Annotated in this window: 17 protein-coding genes; 6 read left to right on the top strand and 11 right to left on the bottom strand. The window is 62.3% G+C overall.

Translation table 11 applies throughout. The features are described 5' to 3' along the window. Positions 1-38 precede the first annotated feature (38 nt). A complete protein-coding gene (locus L4G42_RS23630; RefSeq protein WP_237253829.1) occupies positions 39-992 on the bottom strand; it encodes an alpha/beta hydrolase in 954 nt (317 codons plus the stop codon). A gap of 179 nt (positions 993-1171) precedes the next feature. Beyond that, complete coding sequence (deoC, locus tag L4G42_RS23625) at positions 1172-1852, bottom strand: deoxyribose-phosphate aldolase (protein ID WP_237253830.1); 681 nt, start codon at positions 1850-1852, stop codon at positions 1172-1174. A 130-nt stretch (positions 1853-1982) separates the two neighbouring features. Here deoC and deoR point away from each other — a divergent pair, with 130 nt between their 5' ends. Beyond that, on the top strand, positions 1983-2753 hold the full coding sequence (deoR, locus tag L4G42_RS23620; protein ID WP_237253831.1) for a DNA-binding transcriptional repressor DeoR: 771 nt from the start codon (positions 1983-1985) through the stop codon (positions 2751-2753). A 206-nt stretch (positions 2754-2959) separates the two neighbouring features. Here the strand turns inward: deoR and L4G42_RS23615 are convergent, their stop codons facing one another. From L4G42_RS23615 to rbsK, 3 genes are all read right to left on the bottom strand, one after another. Next, the gene (locus L4G42_RS23615) at positions 2960-4045 is read right to left on the bottom strand and encodes an aldose 1-epimerase family protein (protein WP_419789403.1); all 1086 of its coding nucleotides are present in this window, start codon (positions 4043-4045) and stop codon (positions 2960-2962) included. Beyond that, entirely contained in the window at positions 4042-5373 is a 1332-nt protein-coding gene (gene fucP, locus L4G42_RS23610; RefSeq protein WP_237253832.1) for an L-fucose:H+ symporter permease, read from the bottom strand. Before fucP ends, L4G42_RS23615 begins: the two co-directional genes overlap by 4 nt. A 68-nt stretch (positions 5374-5441) precedes the next feature. Continuing rightward, positions 5442-6362, bottom strand: coding sequence for a ribokinase (gene rbsK, locus L4G42_RS23605; protein WP_237253833.1), 921 nt, complete (start codon positions 6360-6362; stop codon positions 5442-5444). A 285-nt stretch (positions 6363-6647) separates the two neighbouring features. Between rbsK and L4G42_RS23600 the strand changes: the two genes are divergently transcribed. Then, positions 6648-6794, top strand: a complete 147-nt coding sequence (locus tag L4G42_RS23600; RefSeq protein ID WP_237259973.1) for a hypothetical protein — start codon at positions 6648-6650, stop codon at positions 6792-6794. A 78-nt stretch (positions 6795-6872) separates the two neighbouring features. Here L4G42_RS23600 and L4G42_RS23595 read toward each other — a convergent pair whose 3' ends face one another. Further along, a complete protein-coding gene (locus tag L4G42_RS23595; protein WP_237253834.1) occupies positions 6873-7823 on the bottom strand; it encodes a DUF979 domain-containing protein in 951 nt (316 codons plus the stop codon). Next, complete coding sequence (locus tag L4G42_RS23590) at positions 7820-8548, bottom strand: DUF969 domain-containing protein (protein ID WP_237253835.1); 729 nt, start codon at positions 8546-8548, stop codon at positions 7820-7822. The genes L4G42_RS23595 and L4G42_RS23590 overlap by 4 nt, the downstream gene beginning before the upstream one ends. A gap of 323 nt (positions 8549-8871) precedes the next feature. Here L4G42_RS23590 and L4G42_RS23585 point away from each other — a divergent pair, with 323 nt between their 5' ends. Continuing rightward, positions 8872-9816, top strand: coding sequence for a LysR family transcriptional regulator (locus L4G42_RS23585; RefSeq protein ID WP_237253836.1), 945 nt, complete (start codon positions 8872-8874; stop codon positions 9814-9816). Between the two features lie 178 nt (positions 9817-9994). Here L4G42_RS23585 and L4G42_RS23580 read toward each other — a convergent pair whose 3' ends face one another. Continuing rightward, positions 9995-10882, bottom strand: coding sequence for a LysR family transcriptional regulator (locus tag L4G42_RS23580; RefSeq protein WP_237253837.1), 888 nt, complete (start codon positions 10880-10882; stop codon positions 9995-9997). Positions 10883-11002: 120 nt separating this feature from the next. Between L4G42_RS23580 and L4G42_RS23575 the strand changes: the two genes are divergently transcribed. Further along, entirely contained in the window at positions 11003-11491 is a 489-nt protein-coding gene (locus L4G42_RS23575; protein WP_237253838.1) for a multidrug/biocide efflux PACE transporter, read from the top strand. Positions 11492-11609: 118 nt separating this feature from the next. Then, positions 11610-12047: a carboxymuconolactone decarboxylase family protein gene (locus L4G42_RS23570; protein ID WP_237253839.1), complete on the top strand. Its 438-nt coding sequence runs from the start codon at positions 11610-11612 to the stop codon at positions 12045-12047. 15 nt (positions 12048-12062) lie between these two features. Here L4G42_RS23570 and L4G42_RS23565 read toward each other — a convergent pair whose 3' ends face one another. Beyond that, the gene (locus L4G42_RS23565; protein ID WP_237253840.1) at positions 12063-13214 is read right to left on the bottom strand and encodes an MFS transporter; all 1152 of its coding nucleotides are present in this window, start codon (positions 13212-13214) and stop codon (positions 12063-12065) included. Between the two features lie 673 nt (positions 13215-13887). Next, a complete protein-coding gene (locus tag L4G42_RS23560) occupies positions 13888-14529 on the bottom strand; it encodes an HD domain-containing protein (protein ID WP_237253841.1) in 642 nt (213 codons plus the stop codon). A gap of 280 nt (positions 14530-14809) precedes the next feature. Between L4G42_RS23560 and rarD the strand changes: the two genes are divergently transcribed. Then, the gene (gene rarD / locus L4G42_RS23555; RefSeq protein WP_237253842.1) at positions 14810-15694 is read left to right on the top strand and encodes an EamA family transporter RarD; all 885 of its coding nucleotides are present in this window, start codon (positions 14810-14812) and stop codon (positions 15692-15694) included. Positions 15695-15717: 23 nt separating this feature from the next. Here the strand turns inward: rarD and zapE are convergent, their stop codons facing one another. Further along, positions 15718-16839, bottom strand: a complete 1122-nt coding sequence (zapE, locus tag L4G42_RS23550) for a cell division protein ZapE (RefSeq protein WP_237253843.1) — start codon at positions 16837-16839, stop codon at positions 15718-15720.

Genomic DNA, 16839 nt, shown 5'->3' with positions numbered 1-16839 from the left:
TGCTTTGAGAGGACACCGGCCGCCGTCGTGAAAAAAAGCTAACCGGGCTGCTTGAGCAACGCCGCCGATGCGTTGGACGCATGCACCGCCGGTGGCTTCTCGCTGAGCAGGTTCTGGATCGCCTGGCTGTACGCCTCGCGCCCCAGATTCATGCTGTTGTTGTGGTTGCCGCCCGGCACCATCAGCAGGTTCTTCGGCTCCTGCGCCGCGTCGAACAACGCTTCGCTGAAACGCGGCGCGACAAACTGATCCGCCGTGCCATGCACGATCAACACCGGCATATGCACGTCGGCGATCTTGTCGATGGAGTCGAATTTCTGCGAAACCAGCCAGCGCACCGGCAACGAGGTGCGTTTGCTGGCGACGGAGGACGCGACGTCGGCGAGGTTGGTGAAAGTCGATTCGATGATCAGGCCCCGCGCCTGAATCGGTCCGTCGCCTTTCTGCGCGTCCCGGCCCAGTTCGGCGGCGAGGTCGACGGCCACTGCGCCACCGAGCGAATGCCCGTAGATCAGGCGCTTTTGCGGGTCGGGTTGAATTTGCTTCAAACGCTCCCAGGCGATGCGCGCGTCTTCATAGACCGACGCTTCCGACGGCAACTGGCCTTTGCTCTGGCCGAAGCCGCGGTAGTCGATGGCGAGGATGGAAAACCCCAGGGCGCGCAGTTGTTCAATGCGAAACAGCTGGCCCGTGAGGTTCCAGCGCGAGCCGTGCAGATAAAGGATGGCCGGGGCGTCCTTCTTGTTCGAAGGCCACCACCAGGCATGGATGTTCTGGGAGATGCCGAACGACGGCGCCTTCAGCTCAAGCTCTTGCACATCGGACGGCAGGCCGTGGTACCAGCTCGCCGTGCCGGGCTCGATCATGAAGACCAGTTCACGCTCCTTGTGCTGCAACGCCGCGCAACCGACCGGCAGACCGACGACGATCAGCAGCATGCACAGCCAGAAAAACCAGCGGGCCTTGAGCCGCGCCAGGGAGAATGTTCGCATTGAGAAAGGTGTCCGGTGCAGAAGTGAATGCACCGGCAGTTTGCCATTCATTGGCGGGGTGGGTCCTTTTCTTTTCGGCGAAAGGCCTTCTGTCGAAAGGCCTTATGTCGAAAGGCCGCCGCCTGATCGGGGACGGTGTCACGCCGTGGGCTGCACCGAACCCTGCCCCCGCAGCAGGATCAGTAACCCGAACCCGACGCCGCCGCGCCACTGACGATGGCGATCCCGGAACTGGTGCCCAGTCGCGTCGCGCCCGCTTCGATCATCGCGACGGCCGTTGCGTAATCGCGCACACCGCCGGAGGCTTTCACGCCAACACTCTGCCCCACGACTTTACGCATCAGGGCGACGTCTTCCAGGGTCGCGCCGCTGCGGCTGAAACCGGTGGAGGTCTTGACGAAGGCCACGTTGAGGTCGCGGCAGATCTCGGCGGCGCGGGTTTTCTGCGCGTCGTCCAGCAGGCAGGTTTCGAAAATGACTTTCAGCGGCACCGCGCCACAAGCGTCTTTGACCGAGGCGATGTCGTCGCGCACCTCGTCGAACAGGCCGTCTTTCAGCCCGCCGATGTTCAGCACCATGTCGATCTCGCCCGCGCCGGCCGCGATGGCCTGCTTCGCCTCAAAGGCCTTGGTGTCGCTCAACCCGGCGCCCAGCGGAAAGCCGACCACGGCGCAGACCTTGACGGCCTGGCCTTCCAGCAACGAGGCGGCATAGGGCACCTGGCCAGAGTTCACGCACACCGAATAGAATCCGTGCTCCTGCGCCTCGCGGCACAGGGTTGCGATCTGCTCGCGGCTGGCGTCGGCGGCCAGCAAGGTGTGGTCGATGTACTGCGCGAGTGCTGCGGGTTCGATCTTCATGGCCAATCGTTTCCTGATAGTGAAGCGGTCACAAGCGACACGCTTTAAGCTTCATGCCTGAGCGCATCATTTTATGTTGTAAATATAACAATGAATGTTATTTTTTTACCATATCCATTCGACAATCGGAATGCCCGTGGACAGTAAAAAATCCGACCGTATCAAGTTGATCCAGCAAGCCCTGCAAGATCAGAAGGCCATTCACCTGAAGGAAATGGCCGCCCTGCTGGACGTTTCGGAGATGACCCTGCGTCGCGACCTGATCCGGCACCCCGACAAATTCCACCTGTTGGGTGGGCATATCACCCTGGCGTTTGATCCGTCCGAGGCCAGTGATTACAAGGTCACTGAACAAGGCACCCGCCACGTCGAAGAAAAGCGCCGGGTCGGCAAGCTCGCCGCCGCGTTCATTCAACCCGGCGACACGGTGTTTTTCGACTGCGGCACGACGATCCCTTTCGTCATCGACTTCATCCCGGACGAGCTGGAATTCACCGCCGTGTGCAACTCGCTTAACGTGTTGCTCAAGCTGCAGCAGAAGCCCAACTGCTCCATCGTGCTGTGCGGCGGCACCTTTCATCGCAAGAATCAGGTGTTCGAACACCACAGCGAAGCGACCATTCTGGATGGCATCCGCCTGACTTGGGCGTTCGTGTCAGCGGCCGGGGTCAGCGACGAGCTGGGCGTGACGTGCTTCAACTTCAACGAAGTGGAGGTCAAGCAAAAGGTCCTGCGGCAAGCCCGGCACTGCATGTTGCTGGCCGACCACTCCAAGTTCGATGCAGTGCGCACGGCGCATTTCGCCACGTTGCAGGACTTTCATGTGGTGGTCAGCGACAAGAAACTGCCGAAGGCCTATCGCGACCTGATTGAGGGGTACGGGGCGCGTTGGGTGGTGTGATCAGCCTCCCACTCAGTTGCGCTGCCCCGACTTCTACACACGCCTGATCCGTAGGAGCCGCCGGGGTGGCGATCCACCTTGCTGGCGAACGCGATCTGCCTGCAAGCGGGTGCGCAACCGACCCACCGCGTTCGCCACTGTCGTAACCTCCAGCAGCTCCTACAGTGACCGCGCTCCCATTTGACGTTTGGGCGTCAAAAAGGCCTTCAGCGTTTCAAATCCCCTTCCAGCTGCCGTACTTCTTCAGCCCCCAGATACCCCGTCGTCACGCTGAACGATGCGCTCTCCCCCGCGCCCAACTGGCGCACATTCCCTTTGGCCTTTTCCGCCAGATAACCCTCGGGCTCACACGTTGCGGGCAGCACAAACGCGGCGACCTGCTGATCAGCGTTGTGCAGGATCCAGCGCGCCGCATGATCGAACTGCGCCGGCTGATAACGCGTGTAGAACGCCGGGCCTTCAGGGTGCTTGAGCAGAAAATGCGCGTTGCCCTCTGCATCCGCGTGCACGCCGTCGAAGAAGCAGACGATCTCCGGATCGTACAACTCAGGCGTGTTCAGGCTCTCCAGCCGCGAAGGATCTTCCGTCAGTTCGGCCATGTACGCCGACCACGCCGGCGTCGGCTTGACGTGGGCGGGCACACTGCTGCGAACCCGCGTATGCGCCATGCCCATTGGCTCCGCGAAACGTCCGCCGTCGACGTAGGCGTAATTCATGTGCGCCATGTACATCAGCTCCATCGGCTTGCCGGCCAGGTTGCGCACGTCCATGCCGATGTCGAACAGCGCCGAACCCGGGCGCAAGGTCACGCTGGGCCTGGCGCGATAGTGGTCGCCAAAGCCCATCACGTATTCGTACTCGCCGCCGATGCGCAGAAACGCGCCGCCAGCGTCCTCGCCGATTTCCAGCCAGGCGCTGTCCATCGGCGCGCAGGGCATTTCGCCGTGCAGCGGATGGTCATCTTCCGGCGTCGGGCAGCCGTTGCGCAGAAGGCCGCTGTGGAACATGAAGCAGCCGTAGGTGCCGATCACTGTCGAGCTCGGGCGCGGTTGTTCGAACATGTTGCGCATGGTCAGGTCGCAGCCATCGAACGCCGCCGACCAGACCATCTGCCCCTGATAAGGCAGCACCACGACCCGGCCGCGATCGTTCTCCAGCGCCAGGGCTTTCACGCCGCTGGGATAGGTCCAGGCCAGCACCCGAAAGTCCGCGGATGACAGCAAGGTCTTTTCATCGCCACTGAACAGCTCCGGGTGCAACGAGATCGTCGTGCGCTTTTCGGTCGCCATCATGATGCCGTCACCGCACCCACCGGGGCCTGGGCTGGCAGCGGATCACGCATGCATTTGATGGCGTAGGCGACGATCACCACGAAGCACAGCAGCGGCACGGTGTAGGCAATCTGCATGTTGCCGTTGGTGGCGTCGGAAAGCAGGCCCTGGAAGATCGGCATCACGCCGCCGCCCACAATACTCATGACCAGCAGCGAACCGCCGACGCCGGTGTCTTCACCCAGACCGTCGATGGTCAGGCCATAAATGGTCGGCCAGCATGGGCCGAGGAAAATACTCACACCCACCGCCGCATACACCGCGCTGATGTTCGGCACCAGAATCGTGTAGGCCAGCAGCACGATGGTCAGCACGCCGTAAATCGCCAGCACCTTGGCCGGGGACATTTTGCGCATCAGCAGGTTGGCGACCATCTTGCCGACGAAGTACGCGGCGAAGGTGGTCAGCAGGAACCACGAGGCGCTGCGCTCGTTCATCCCGCCCATCTGCATCGCCAGGCGGATGGTGAAACTCCACACGCCGACTTGGGCGCCAACGTACAGAAACTGCGCCAGCACGCCGAAGGTGAAGCGCGGGTTGCGCCACAGCCGCGACAGGCTCTGGCCGATACTGCTCGATTTGACGTTGGCCGTGACCTTGCCCTTGCATGCCGGAAACTTGGTGAACGCGATCAACACAAACATCAGGACCAGCACCGCGATCATCCATTTGTACGGCAGCAGCGTGGACTGGATCATCTGCAATTGCTGGATCGCCGCGTCCGACGCGCTCATCTGCGTCAACTGTTCGCGGGTGGCGTCGGTGTCCTTGAACATCACGAAGCTGCCCACGTACACGCCGGCCATGGCGCCGAACGGGTGGAAGGTCTGGGAAATGTTCAGGCGGCGGGTGCCGGTTTCACGCGGTCCCATCAGCGTCGAGTAGGTGTTGCAGGCGGTTTCCAGGAAGGCCAAGCCGGCCGCAATGACGAACAGCGCCATCAGGAACATGCCGTATTTGGCCATCGACGCGGCGGGGAAGAACAGCGAGCAGCCCGCCATGTACAGCACCAGGCCAATGAGGATGGTGGTCTTGTAGCTGAAACGTCTGACGACCATCGCCGCCGGAATCGCCACGAAGAAGTAACCGAGGTAAAACGCCGACTGCACGAAGGCAGTCTGGAAATCGCTGAGCAGGAAGGCTTTCTTGAAGTGCGCGATCAGCACGTCGTTCATGCTCGCGGCAGCTGCCCACAGCGCGAAGCAGCAGCACAGCAGCAGGAAGGCGAACCACGGCGTGCGGTTCAGGTAGAACCCGTCCGGTGATTGTTGGAGCGCGGGCTTTGTCATTGTTGTTCTCCGGGAAGTACAGGAAATACCCCGCCCCGCCGATCAAGGGATCGGCAGGGCGCGGCGGCTCAAAGGGTGTCGAGAAAGTGGCTGAACGCGGCAGCGTCCGGGTAGGAACTCTGGGTGCCGAGGCCGGTGACCGAGCAGGCGGAATAGGCCACTGCGCGGGTCATGGCGTTGCGCATGTCGCCGTCTTCGCTCCAGTGGCGGGCGAAGCAACCAATGAATGCGTCGCCGGCGCCGGTGGTGTCGCGGGCATCGACCTTGATCCCTTCGACGCGAAATTCGCCTTCTTCGCCGACGTACAGCGCGCCCTTTTCGCCCAGGGTGACGATGACGTGACGAATCCCGTCCTGCACCAGTTGCAGGGCGGCCGCGCGGGCCGACTCCACCGAGTTGATAACACGCCCGGTGACCAGCGCCAGTTCGGTTTCGTTGGGAATGAAAAAGTCCAGCTGCGACAGGTGCTCGCGGCTCAAGCCCTGCACGGCGGGCGCAGGATTGAGCAGCACCGGAATGCCATTGGCCTTGGCGAAATCGATGGCGTGATAAACCGTTTCAAGTTCGATTTCCAGCTGCAGCACGATCAGCGTGCAGTCGCGCAACGCGGCCTGGGCAGCGTCGATGTCCGCAGGTTTGAGGTGCGCATTGGCGCCTTTGACGATCAGGATGCTGTTGTGCGAGTCGCTTTGCACGAAGATCGGCGCCACGCCGCTGGAAACACCGGGAACACGCTGGACGAACTGGGTATCGATGCCATAACGCTTGAAATTGGCCAGGGTGTTGTCGGCGAACATGTCGTCGCCGACCTTGCTCAGCATCAACACGTCAGCGCCCAGCTTGGCCGCCGCAACGGCCTGATTGGCACCCTTGCCGCCGCAGCCCATGGCGAAATTTGGCGCTTCGAGGGTCTCGCCCTGCGCCGGCATCCGGTCGATGTAGGTGATCAAATCCACCATGTTGCTGCCGATGACTGCGATCTTGTTCATGTGTGTGAGTACCTTGTTCACGCGCTGGGCCCGAAGAATGAGCCGCTGTCGCGGTTTTATTTTTGTTATTTAAATAACATTTTGTGTGAGTATTCAACCTATTTCTTCGGGGCTGGACGCGCGGCTTGATGCTTGCGTCCTGGAGCGTTGCCCGAAAGGGAGTTGTAAGCACTGAGGCAGAGGGTTTGCAGCCACTGGTCGTACAGACCACGGATTCGCGCAAACGTTTGCGATGGAGAGATTTATTGCGGGGCGAAGGGGGTGGGTGGGGCGTACGAACAGAGAATGCGCTGTGAACAGGGCGCGTATTTTGCTGCCGCTTCGCGCCAGATCGCGGGCAAGCGCGCTCCTACAGAGGACCGCGATGCCGAAATTTTCATTCTGGCCGAGGGTCGTGAATTGGCCGTGATGAAGCGAGGGGGCGGCTTTTGATTCTGGCCGAAGGCCGTAGGAGCGCGCTTGCCCGCGAACGCGTCAGTCCAGGCGCTGCAGCTACATCAGGCGCCGCAACTACATCAGGAAATACAGGAGGAGAATATTCGCCACCAGCATCGCCAGCGCGGTGGGGATTTGCGCTTTGATCACGGCGTACTTGTCGGGCAATTCCAGCAACGCTGCGGGAATCAGGTTGTAGTTGGCCGCCATGGGCGTCATCAGCGTGCCGCAGTAGCCCGAGAACATGCCGATCGCGGCCATGACCGCCGGGTTGGCGCCGTACATGCCCACCAGCACCGGCACGCCGATCCCGCCGGTCATCACCGGAAACGCCGCGAAACCGTTGCCCATGACGATGGTGAACAGCGCCATGCCGAGCACGTAAACCATCACCGCGACGAGGCGGAAATCCAGATTGATGTACGCCGTCGCCAGGTGCGCCACCGCCTTGCCGACGCCCGCGTCGTTGAACACCAGGCCGAGCATCGCCAGCATCTGCGGCAGCACCAGGGCCCAACCCAGCGCTTCGGTCAAGCGCCGCGATTCACGCATGGCCTGCACGGGCGTGTCGCGGGTCAGCCAGCAGGCCAGGGCCAGCGCCACCAGACTGCCAATGCCCAGCGACACGAACGTGCTGTTGGCCGGGTCCAGCAAAAAGACGTCGTCAAATTTGATGTTCTTCAGCAGCACCGCGCCAATCACGGTGACCAGTGGAATCGCCAGCGCCGGAATAAACAGTTTGTTCTTCAAGCGCCCTGCACTCTCCCGCCGCGCCCGGTCATTGAGGTTTTCATGCTGGCCAAAACCCACGCCACCGAACCCGGCGATCACCGCCATGACGATCACCCCGACGCCCACCCACACCGGTGGCAGCTTCTCGCCGACCAGAAACGCGATGGCGAACAGGCCCCAGAACAGCCCCGTGGTCCAGCGCTTGGGATTGCTGCGATCCGTCGCGGTCATGAACGCTGTGATCGCCAGGATCACGCCCGCCAGCCAGTAAAGGTATTGAATGGAAATGATCATCGCGCCAGCTCCTTGTCGACAGCGGAGGCCGCCGGCAGAACCGTTAGCTCACGGTTCAGGCGCTGATCGAAACGGTGCAGACGGATGGCGTGGATGACGAACGCGCAGATCGCTGTCGGTATCCCCCAGAAGGCGATGTGCATCGGGTCGACATCAATGCCGGAGCCGAGCAGGAAGGTGTGCATCAGCGCAATCGCACCGAACGCGACGAAGATGTCTTCACCGAAAAACAGCCCGACGTTGTCGGTCGCCGCGCACAACGCCAGCAGCTTGATGCGCAACGCCTCGGGCAGCTTGCCGAAACGCGATTCAGCGGCGCCTTCGGCCATGGGCGCGAGCAACGGCCGCACCATCTGCGGATGGCCGCCGAGGCTGGTCAGCCCAAGAGCTGCAGTGGTTTCACGCACGAAGAGATACGCGATCAACAGGCGTCCGGCCGTGGCACCGGTGAACCGGGCGATCCAGTTCTGCGCGTGCAAACGCAAGCCGTGGCGTTCGAGTAAACCGATCACCGCCAGGGGCAAGAGGATGATCAACGGCAGCGTGCGCGTTTTGATGAAGCCCGTGCCGATGGTCGCCAGAATGGTTTCCAGCGGCATGCTCGCGGCAAGGCCGGTGGCCAGGGCGGCGAGCGCCACGACCAGCATCGGGTTGAAACGCAGGACGAAGCCCAGAACGATGACCAGCACGCCAAGCAGCGGCCAGAGGTTGATAGCGGTTTGCATGATGGGGTTCTCGTTGGCAGTTGCGGTACCTTGCTGGGCACGAATGAGGAACATGTTCGAGAAACGAGCGGATGGCAGCACTTATGCTCAGGGCTCAGCCCAGGCTCAACGAAGTCACAGCGCCGCTGCCCCATGGCACCGCAGTCACGCCGGGGCGTCCAACGGGAAAAACCCGCTATGGCCCATAAGATTTTCTGTTGCCGGGGTGGCATGCAACCTGCTGTTCCAGTGCTCAGTTTGCACAGGTCGTGCTGGCCACGGTGTGTCGGTCGCAGGTCATGCTGGATGTAAGCCGGCGCCCAATTGCTCAAGGAAATCCCTCGGTGAATCTCAAGTTTCTGGAAACCTTCGTCTGGGTCGCGCGGCTGAAAAGCTTTCGTCTGACGGCGGAAAAACTGTTCAGCACCCAGGCCTCTATCTCCAGCCGCATCGCCGCGCTGGAGGACGAAATGGGCGTGCGGCTGTTCGTCCGGGATTCCAGGGGCGTGTCGCTGACGCAAGAGGGTGTGCGCGTGCTCGAATACGCCGAGCACATCATGGACACGATGCAAAGCATGAAAGCGGCGATCAAGGACCCCAGCCAGGTGCGCGGCCGAATCCGCATCGGCGCCATGGATACGGTGATACACACCTGGCTCAGCCCCTTGGTAACACGCCTGATGAAGTGTTACCCGAATCTGGAAATCGAGCTCACCGCCGAGACCGCCAGCAACCTCTGCTCGCAGCTGGAAAAGGGTTATCAGGACATCATTTTCCAGACCGACGTGCTGCGTTTCGACAGCGTGCGCAACGCGGTACTGGCGCGCTACCCCCTGCGCTGGGTGGTGCCGACGGGCTCGGCGTTCGACCGCCCGGACGTGACCCTGGAAGAGATCGCCGAGGCGCGCATCGTCACGTTTTCGCGCAACTCGCGGCCGCACCAGGACATCCTCAACATGCTGCACACCGCCAACATCGTCACGCCACGGATCAACTGCGTGAACTCGGCGTCAGCCATTACCCGGCTGGTGCGCGACGGCTTTGGCATCGGCGCGCTGCCGGTGACGCTGGTGCATGGCGAACTGGCCCAGGGCGCGTTGACACTGATCGAGAACGTCCCGCTGCCGCCGCTGATGGACATCGTCGCCAGTTGGCGCACCGGCGCGGGAATGGAGTTGGTGGAAGACATCGTCGGCCTGACCCGCGAGGTGGTGAACGTGTTCGCTCAGGAGATGCCGGAGGGGCTTGTCTTGGAGGGCGGATCAGATTCGCCAGTTTCCTCGCACTGATGGCAAACACAAATCCTGTGGGAGCGCGCTTGCCCGCGAAAGGGATTGGCCTGTCACATCTGTGCCGTCTGATCTGACACATCGCGGGCAAGCGCGCTCCTACAAGGGACTGCAGGGGCCCATCAGCGCGCGCTCTGCCAGGCCGACGGGCAAAAACAGTGCATTTAGACCGCCAGGCTTAATAGCCACCCCGCCCCTCCAGCAACGTATCCAGCAACCACGTCCCCGCCGGGCCCAGGCTTTTTTGCCGGGACCAGATCACGTCGACTGCCGAGCTGCGCGGCCAGCCCGGCACCTTGAGTTCCTTCAACCGGCCCTGACCGCAGGTGCTGACCAGCCAGCGAGGCAGCGCGGACCAGCCGAATCCGAAGATCGCCATGTCCATCAACAGCAGGTAATTGGGCGCTGACCAGCTACGTCGCGCGCCGCTGGGCAGGTCGTCGGTGGGCACGCTCTCGTCGACGATGGTGTTCAGGCGCAACGCCCGATGCTGCGCCAGATGGCGGTAATCGACGGCCTCTTCCGCGGCGAGCGGGTGGTTGTGGGAAACGAAAATGCCAAAGTCGGCGCGCTCGACGATGGTCGCGTAGCCCACTTCCGGCGGGTACGAGGCCTGGGCCGACAGCAGACCCAGGGACGCCCGGCCCGTCTGGATCAGGTTGATCGCGTCGCCGTGTTCGGCAAACACGCACTCCAGTTCCAGCTCCGGAAAGCGCTGATCGAGCTCGGTCATGCGCGCCTGAAATTCAGCGAACTGGTTGGCGTCGGACAGCACCAGCGTCAGGCGCGGCTCCATGCCCTCCGCCAAACGTCCCGCCGCGCGGCGCAACGTGTCGGAGGCGGCGAGCACGTCCTCGATGCGCCCTTCCAGCGCCCTGCCCGCTTCGGTCAACGCCGGATGGCGGGTCGAGCGGTCGAACAGTTCCAGGCCCAGGTCGATCTCCAGCCGCGAAATCGCCTCGCTGATGGTCGACTGGCTTTTGCCCAGGCGCCGTGCGGCGGCGCTGAACGAACCCAGCGCGATGGTCTGGGCAAACGCTTCGAGTGCTTCGGGGGAATAGCTCACAGGTGGACACCTCAGAGGAGCATGTGGCGTCGCCATCGGTTTTTCCGATGGGACCGATTTTCACTCTAGCCCATCGCGCCCCGACAATGCACACCTGCCCGCGACAAAGTGATCACCGACATGCCTCTGCACATTCTCACGCCCCACAAGACCGCGAAGCCGGTCGTTGCGACCAAGTCCCTCAGGGAGCGCGCCTTCCATGCGCTATTGTTCGAGCTCATCGGCGTGCTGATGTTTGCGCCCGGGCTGGCCTGGGTGCTCGGCCAGTCCATCGGCAAGATGGGCGCGATGACTGTAATGATTTCCACGGTCGCCATGCTCTGGAACATGGTCTTCAACGCCGGGTTCGACCGTCTGCGCGCCCGGTTGGGTTTCGCCCTGAATCTCAAGGCGCGGGCGCTGCATGCCATCAGCTTTGAAGTAGGGCTGGTGTTCATGGTGGTGCCGATGGTGGCGTGGTGGCTGTCGATCAGCCTGCTGGAAGCCTTTGTGCTGGACATCGGCCTGTTGCTGCTGTTTCTGCCGTACACGATGCTGTTCAACCTGGCTTATGACCGGATTCGCGAGCGTCTGCTCGCCCGTCCCCAGCCATGCACCGCTGATCGATAGCGGCGCAATTGGTCTCCCCTAAACCTCCTTCATTGGCTATTCGACGGGTCGCAGCGCGGGCGTACCATTTCGCCACGTCCAGCGGCTTCCGCCGGCCACTTTGAAGAGAGCACCCACCATGAACAACCGAATCAACTGGGCCCAGAAATCGCCGGAAGCCTACAAAGCCATGGTCGGCCTGGAGACCGCACTGAGCAAATCCGGCCTGGATCATTCACTGCTGGAGCTGATCCGTCTGCGGGCCTCGCAGCTCAACGGCTGTGCGTATTGCGTCAACATGCACGCCAATGACGCACGCAAGGCCGGCGAAACCGAGGCCCGTCTGCAGACCCTCAGCGTGTGGGAAGAAACCGAATTCTTCACCGAGAAGGAAAAAGTCGTACTCGCCTGGGTTGAAAGCCTGACCCTGCTGCCCGTGCACCGCGCGCCGCAGCATCAGTACGAAGCGCTGCTCACGCATTACAGCGAAGCCGAAGTGGTCAACATCACCCTGGCCGTCGCCACCATCAACGCCTGGAACCGTTTTGGTGTGGGCTTTGCGATGATGCCGAGCTGATTCCCATTATTGGCCTCACACCCGCAAGAACCGCCCGCTGACCGCCACACCCAGCAGCATCACGGCGATGATCATGAACGCCGCGCCGAGGCTGCTGAGGTGGGCGACAAAACCGATGCCGGCCGGTCCCATCAGAATGCCGATGTAGCCCAGTGTGGTAATCGCTGGCACTGCCACGTTCTCCGGCATGGTTTTCTGCCGACCGACCGCGCTGTAAAACACCGGCACGATGTTGGAACAACCGATTCCCACCAGCGCGTACCCGCACAGCGCCGCTTGCCAGACCGGGATCAGCGTCGCGACGATCATCCCGGCGGCCGCGCACAGCCCGCCAAACAGGATGATTTTGTGCACACCGAGGCGCCGGACAATCGGATCGCCGCACAGACGCCCGATTGCCATGAACAGCGCGAACACCGCATAACCGAACCCTGCGTAAGACGGCTCGACACCGCGCTGAGCGCTGAGGAACACCGCACTCCAGTCGAGCATCGCGCCTTCGGTGAGGAACACCGTGAAGCACATCAAACCGATGAACAGCACCACGCCTCGGGGAATCGCAAATGCCGGGCCTCCCGGTTCGCTGCCGTACGGCAACAAGTGGGGCGCGGCTTTGTACAGCGCGAGGGCGATGAACAGCGCAACGACGGCCATCGCCAACCACGGCCAGACGCCGACGCTCAACAACGCCGACACCCCCGCCGCGCCCAGAATCCCGCCGCAACTGAACAGCCCGTGAAACCCGGACATCATGGTCTTGCCGCTCGCCCGCTCGACGATGATCGCCTGAATGTTGGTCACGCACCCCAGCGCGCCCATGCTCGCGCCATAGACAAAAAGCGTGGCGACCATCAGCGGAACCGAGCTGAGGGTGGCCAATAAAGGCAGGCACACACAGGCGATGACGCCCGTCATCACGATCAAACGCCGACAGCCATAACGCACCGTCATTGCTCCGGCCAGCGGCATGGAAACGATCGAGCCAATGCCCAGACACAACAGCAACAACCCGAGGCCGGCGTCGTCCAGACCCAGACGGCTTTTCGCATAAGGCACCAGCGGCGCCCAGGCCGACATGCTGAACCCGGTGACAAAAAAAGCGATCCGCGTCGAAAACTGCTCCAGCCGCCCCGGTACCACGGGCGCTGCGGTGCTGATGGAAGTCATTGCCGCTCCCTGAAAACAGCGGCCCGTCATGGCCCGCTTCGGGACCAGCCTAACAAAGCTTGAAACAATGCCGAAGAAGGTATGTTGAAGGGAGTGGCCTCAGGAACGCCTCAATCGATCTTCAAAAAGACACGGACGCGGAGCGTCAAAGGATGCATTCCCACGTGGAGCGTGGGAACGATCAACATGTTTCAGTGGGACCGGCTTCAGCCGGGAAGAGGCCTGTGTGGTCGACATCCATTCTGCGGCGTGACGCTCGACGCCTTCCCGGCTAAAGCCGGTCCTACCTGAAAACCGGGTGCAGTCAGTAGAACCTGCGGCGCCCCCGTAGGACCGGCTTCAGCCGGGAAGCCTTTGATCTGCTCTTGATCCGCTTTTGATCCTGATCTTCAAACACAAAAAGCCCAGACGACACCAATCGCGACTTGGGTGCAGGCTGAACGCAGGTCTCGCGCAGTGGGCCGAGCGGCATGGATGCCGCGAGAGCCGCCCCCCGCCATGGATGGCGGATGGCGGCGGGCCCACGGAGCGAGACCGGAGTGAAGGTACTCCGACGAAGGAGGAGCCCAACCAGGAGCAAGCACCCTTGGTTACTTGGGGTGCTTTTTCCAAGTAACTCGCCGAAGGCGAAACCCGAGGCCGTTAGGCCGACGCCCTTGATCTTGATGAAGGATCACGCCTTCCAAGGCGACTTCCGAATGATCTGCACGAAATTCAGCGGCTTGAACGTCGGGTCTTCATCCACCAACACATCCGCATTCACCGTACCAAACGTCGTGTCAGGCTTATGCCGAAAACCATTGGCAAACGCGCACAGAATGCATTCCTTGAAGTCTTCACCGCGTGGGTGAGCATGGGTCACGACCTCACGCTGCTCATCACTGAACTGCCCGTAATTGATGCCCAGCACGTCCATCTCGACGCCCGCCGTGACCAGCGCCACGTTCGGCCGCAAATGCTCAGGCACGCCCGGCGTAGTGTGCAGCGCGATGGACAACCAGACCTGCTCGATATCGCCCTCGGACAACCCAAACGGCTGCATGAACGCCCGCGCCGCATTGGCCGAATCCACCTCGAAACGCAGGTCGGCACTGCGGTGCTGCTCCACCAGACCCAAGTCATGAAACATCGCCCCGACGTAAAGCTGCTCGGCGTCGTAAGTCAGCCCCTTGCGCTCGCCCGTCAGCGCGCCCCACAAAAATACCCGGCGCGAGTGATTGAACAGCAGGTCGTCTTCCTGATCGCGGATGTACTCGGTGGTGGCGCGGGCCAGCGCGCTGTCGGGGATCTTGATACCGGCGATTGATTGAGTCATGGGAAATCTCTCCAGCGGCCGCGCCGGTGTGGCGCGTTGAAGAGAAGTCTGGGCGACTGGACCCAACGGCTCAATCGGCACGCGGTCTCGTTCCCTGCCAAACGTGCATCGTTTACTGCCAGCCCACCTGCGGTTTACCAGATTGCTGCGGACCGCCCGCACGACCTCGGATAAACTCTGCGCCGTTGTTATGCCCTGTTCCTCGAAGCGTGCCGTCAGAGCCCGCCGATGGAAGCATTCCTGCACCCCACACCTGATGAATCGAAACCAAGGAGCCCCTGTGTACAAGGGCGTTGCGTTATCGGTCATGGCCTCCTGCCTGTTCGCGGTCATGTACTACTACACCTCATTGCTCACGCCATTGAGCGGTGAAGAAATCTTCGGTTGGCGCATGCTGCTGACCCTGCCCTGCGTGACGCTGTTCATGCTCTCCAGCGGAGACTGGAAACTCGCCCGCACCCTCGCCGTCCGGGTGCGCCAGACGCCTGCCCTGTTGGCCGGGATGGCGCTGTCGGCAACGTTGATGGGCGCGCAGCTGTGGCTGTTCATGTGGGCGCCGCTGCACGGCCGCAGCCTGGAAGTGTCGCTGGGGTATTTTCTGTTGCCGCTGACCATGATCCTCACCGGGCGTGTGGTCTACGGCGAACACCTGTCGCACCTGCAAAAAATCGCCGCGTGCTGCGCGCTGGTCGGGGTCGGCAATGAGCTGCTGCGTCTCGGCAGTTTTTCCTGGGAAACCCTGCTTGTCTGCCTGGGTTATCCGCTGTACTTCGTGCTGCGGCGCAAGCTCAAGACCGACAACCTCGGCGGTCTGTGGTGGGACATGCTGCTGATCCTGCCCGTCGCGGTGCTGTTCATCTGCCAGGGCAACCCGTCAGTGGTGGAACAATTCCCACGCTTTTATGTGCTGATTCCGGTGTTGGGGGCGATCAGTGCGTCGGCGCTGGTCAGCTACATTCGCGCCAGCCGCCTGCTGGCGTTCAGCGTGTTCGGCTTGCTGAGCTACGTCGAGCCGGTGCTGCTGGTCGGTGTCGCCCTGCTGCTGGGCGAATCCATCGGCCGCGATGAATGGATGACCTACCTGCCCATCTGGCTGGCGGTCATGGTCCTGGTGGGAGAAGGCGCCAAGCATGTGTTGGCCCAGCGACGACGCAACAGCGTGTGAATTGAAGTTTGCGGGTTTCAGCGTTACTGACCGAAGCGCGCGAGCTGCATCTCCTGCAAGCGGCTCAGCGTGCGTCGGAACGCGAACGCCAGATAGCCTTCGGTGTACAGCCCGGCCATCGGCATCGCGGCTTCGATGTACAGCGGCACCTTGCGGTCGTAGCACTCGTCGACCAGGGCGATGAAGCGCCGCACGCCGTCGTCGTAAGGCGACAGCTGCGGCAGCTCGCGGTCCCCCGCCGTGACCTGTTCAACGCCATCCTCGGTGCCACGGGCGATGCGCCCCTCGCGCTGGGGTGCGCTCAGCGCCGGCACCTCACTCAACAAGACCGCTTTGTAGCGATCGCACAGCTCGATGAAATCCATCGCCGCCAGCGGCTGCTCGCACAGGTTGGCATAGCGGCACCAGATCACCGTTCGACTGCTGCGCACCACCGGCACATGTCGCCTCCCCAGTGGCACTGGCTGAGTCGACACCGACTCCCCGCTGCTCAACGTCTCGAACACCTCGACCAGCGCGCTCGGCCCCTTCTCCGCCTTCACCCAGTAACGCTGCTGCGCCTGACCGGGATGCAGCCGGTGGTCCTCGCCACCGTCGACCGAGACCACCTCCATGAAGTGGTTGATCGCCGTGATCGCGGGCACGAAACGCTCGCGGTTATGACCCGCGGCGTACAGCTGTTCGGGCAATTGATTGGACGTGCACACCAGCACCACGCCCTCGTCGAACATCGCGCGCAACAGGCCGCCGAGAATCACCGCGTCGCCGATGTCGTTGACGAACAACTCGTCGAAGCACAGCACGCGCACGTCCTGGGCCAGCTCCCGGGCCAGCACCTGCAGGGGTTTGGCCACGCCGGTGAGCTGGAACAGGCGCTGATGCACCCATCGCATGAAGTGATGAAAATGCTGGCGCCGGGCCGGGACCTGCAGGCTGTCGTAAAAACGGTCCATGAGCCAGGTCTTGCCGCGCCCCACCGGGCCCCACAGATAAACGCCCTTGACCGCGCCGCCGCGCTTGCCGTCGTTCAGCGCCTGCCAGCACGCCTGCAGGTGCAGCGCGGCATTGCGCTGGGCATCGTCCGGCTGAAAACCCTGGGTATCAACGGCCTGCTGCCAGGCCTCAAGTGGAGAAAGAACGGTCAT

It is taken from the genome of Pseudomonas petrae, assembly GCF_021728295.1.
GTDB classification, from domain to species: domain Bacteria; phylum Pseudomonadota; class Gammaproteobacteria; order Pseudomonadales; family Pseudomonadaceae; genus Aquipseudomonas; species Aquipseudomonas petrae.
The sequence above is the reverse complement of the archived record's forward strand: the minus strand, read 5'-3'. Positions and strand labels throughout refer to the sequence as shown.

What these genes read in the sequence shown, in the direction of transcription:
- L4G42_RS23630 (WP_237253829.1), bottom strand. Translation starts at nt 992, where the DNA reads ATGCGAACATTCTCCCTGGCGCGGCTCAAGGCCCGCTGGTTTTTCTGG.
- deoC (WP_237253830.1), bottom strand. Translation starts at nt 1,852, where the DNA reads ATGAAGATCGAACCCGCAGCACTCGCGCAGTACATCGACCACACCTTG.
- deoR (WP_237253831.1), top strand. Translation starts at nt 1,983, where the DNA reads ATGCCCGTGGACAGTAAAAAATCCGACCGTATCAAGTTGATCCAGCAA.
- L4G42_RS23615 (WP_419789403.1), bottom strand. Translation starts at nt 4,045, where the DNA reads ATGATGGCGACCGAAAAGCGCACGACGATCTCGTTGCACCCGGAGCTG.
- fucP (WP_237253832.1), bottom strand. Translation starts at nt 5,373, where the DNA reads ATGACAAAGCCCGCGCTCCAACAATCACCGGACGGGTTCTACCTGAAC.
- rbsK (WP_237253833.1), bottom strand. Translation starts at nt 6,362, where the DNA reads ATGAACAAGATCGCAGTCATCGGCAGCAACATGGTGGATTTGATCACC.
- L4G42_RS23600 (WP_237259973.1), top strand. Translation starts at nt 6,648, where the DNA reads ATGCGCTGTGAACAGGGCGCGTATTTTGCTGCCGCTTCGCGCCAGATC.
- L4G42_RS23595 (WP_237253834.1), bottom strand. Translation starts at nt 7,823, where the DNA reads ATGATCATTTCCATTCAATACCTTTACTGGCTGGCGGGCGTGATCCTG.
- L4G42_RS23590 (WP_237253835.1), bottom strand. Translation starts at nt 8,548, where the DNA reads ATGCAAACCGCTATCAACCTCTGGCCGCTGCTTGGCGTGCTGGTCATC.
- L4G42_RS23575 (WP_237253838.1), top strand. Translation starts at nt 11,003, where the DNA reads ATGCCTCTGCACATTCTCACGCCCCACAAGACCGCGAAGCCGGTCGTT.
- L4G42_RS23570 (WP_237253839.1), top strand. Translation starts at nt 11,610, where the DNA reads ATGAACAACCGAATCAACTGGGCCCAGAAATCGCCGGAAGCCTACAAA.
- L4G42_RS23565 (WP_237253840.1), bottom strand. Translation starts at nt 13,214, where the DNA reads ATGACTTCCATCAGCACCGCAGCGCCCGTGGTACCGGGGCGGCTGGAG.
- L4G42_RS23560 (WP_237253841.1), bottom strand. Translation starts at nt 14,529, where the DNA reads ATGACTCAATCAATCGCCGGTATCAAGATCCCCGACAGCGCGCTGGCC.
- zapE (WP_237253843.1), bottom strand. Translation starts at nt 16,839, where the DNA reads ATGACCGTTCTTTCTCCACTTGAGGCCTGGCAGCAGGCCGTTGATACC.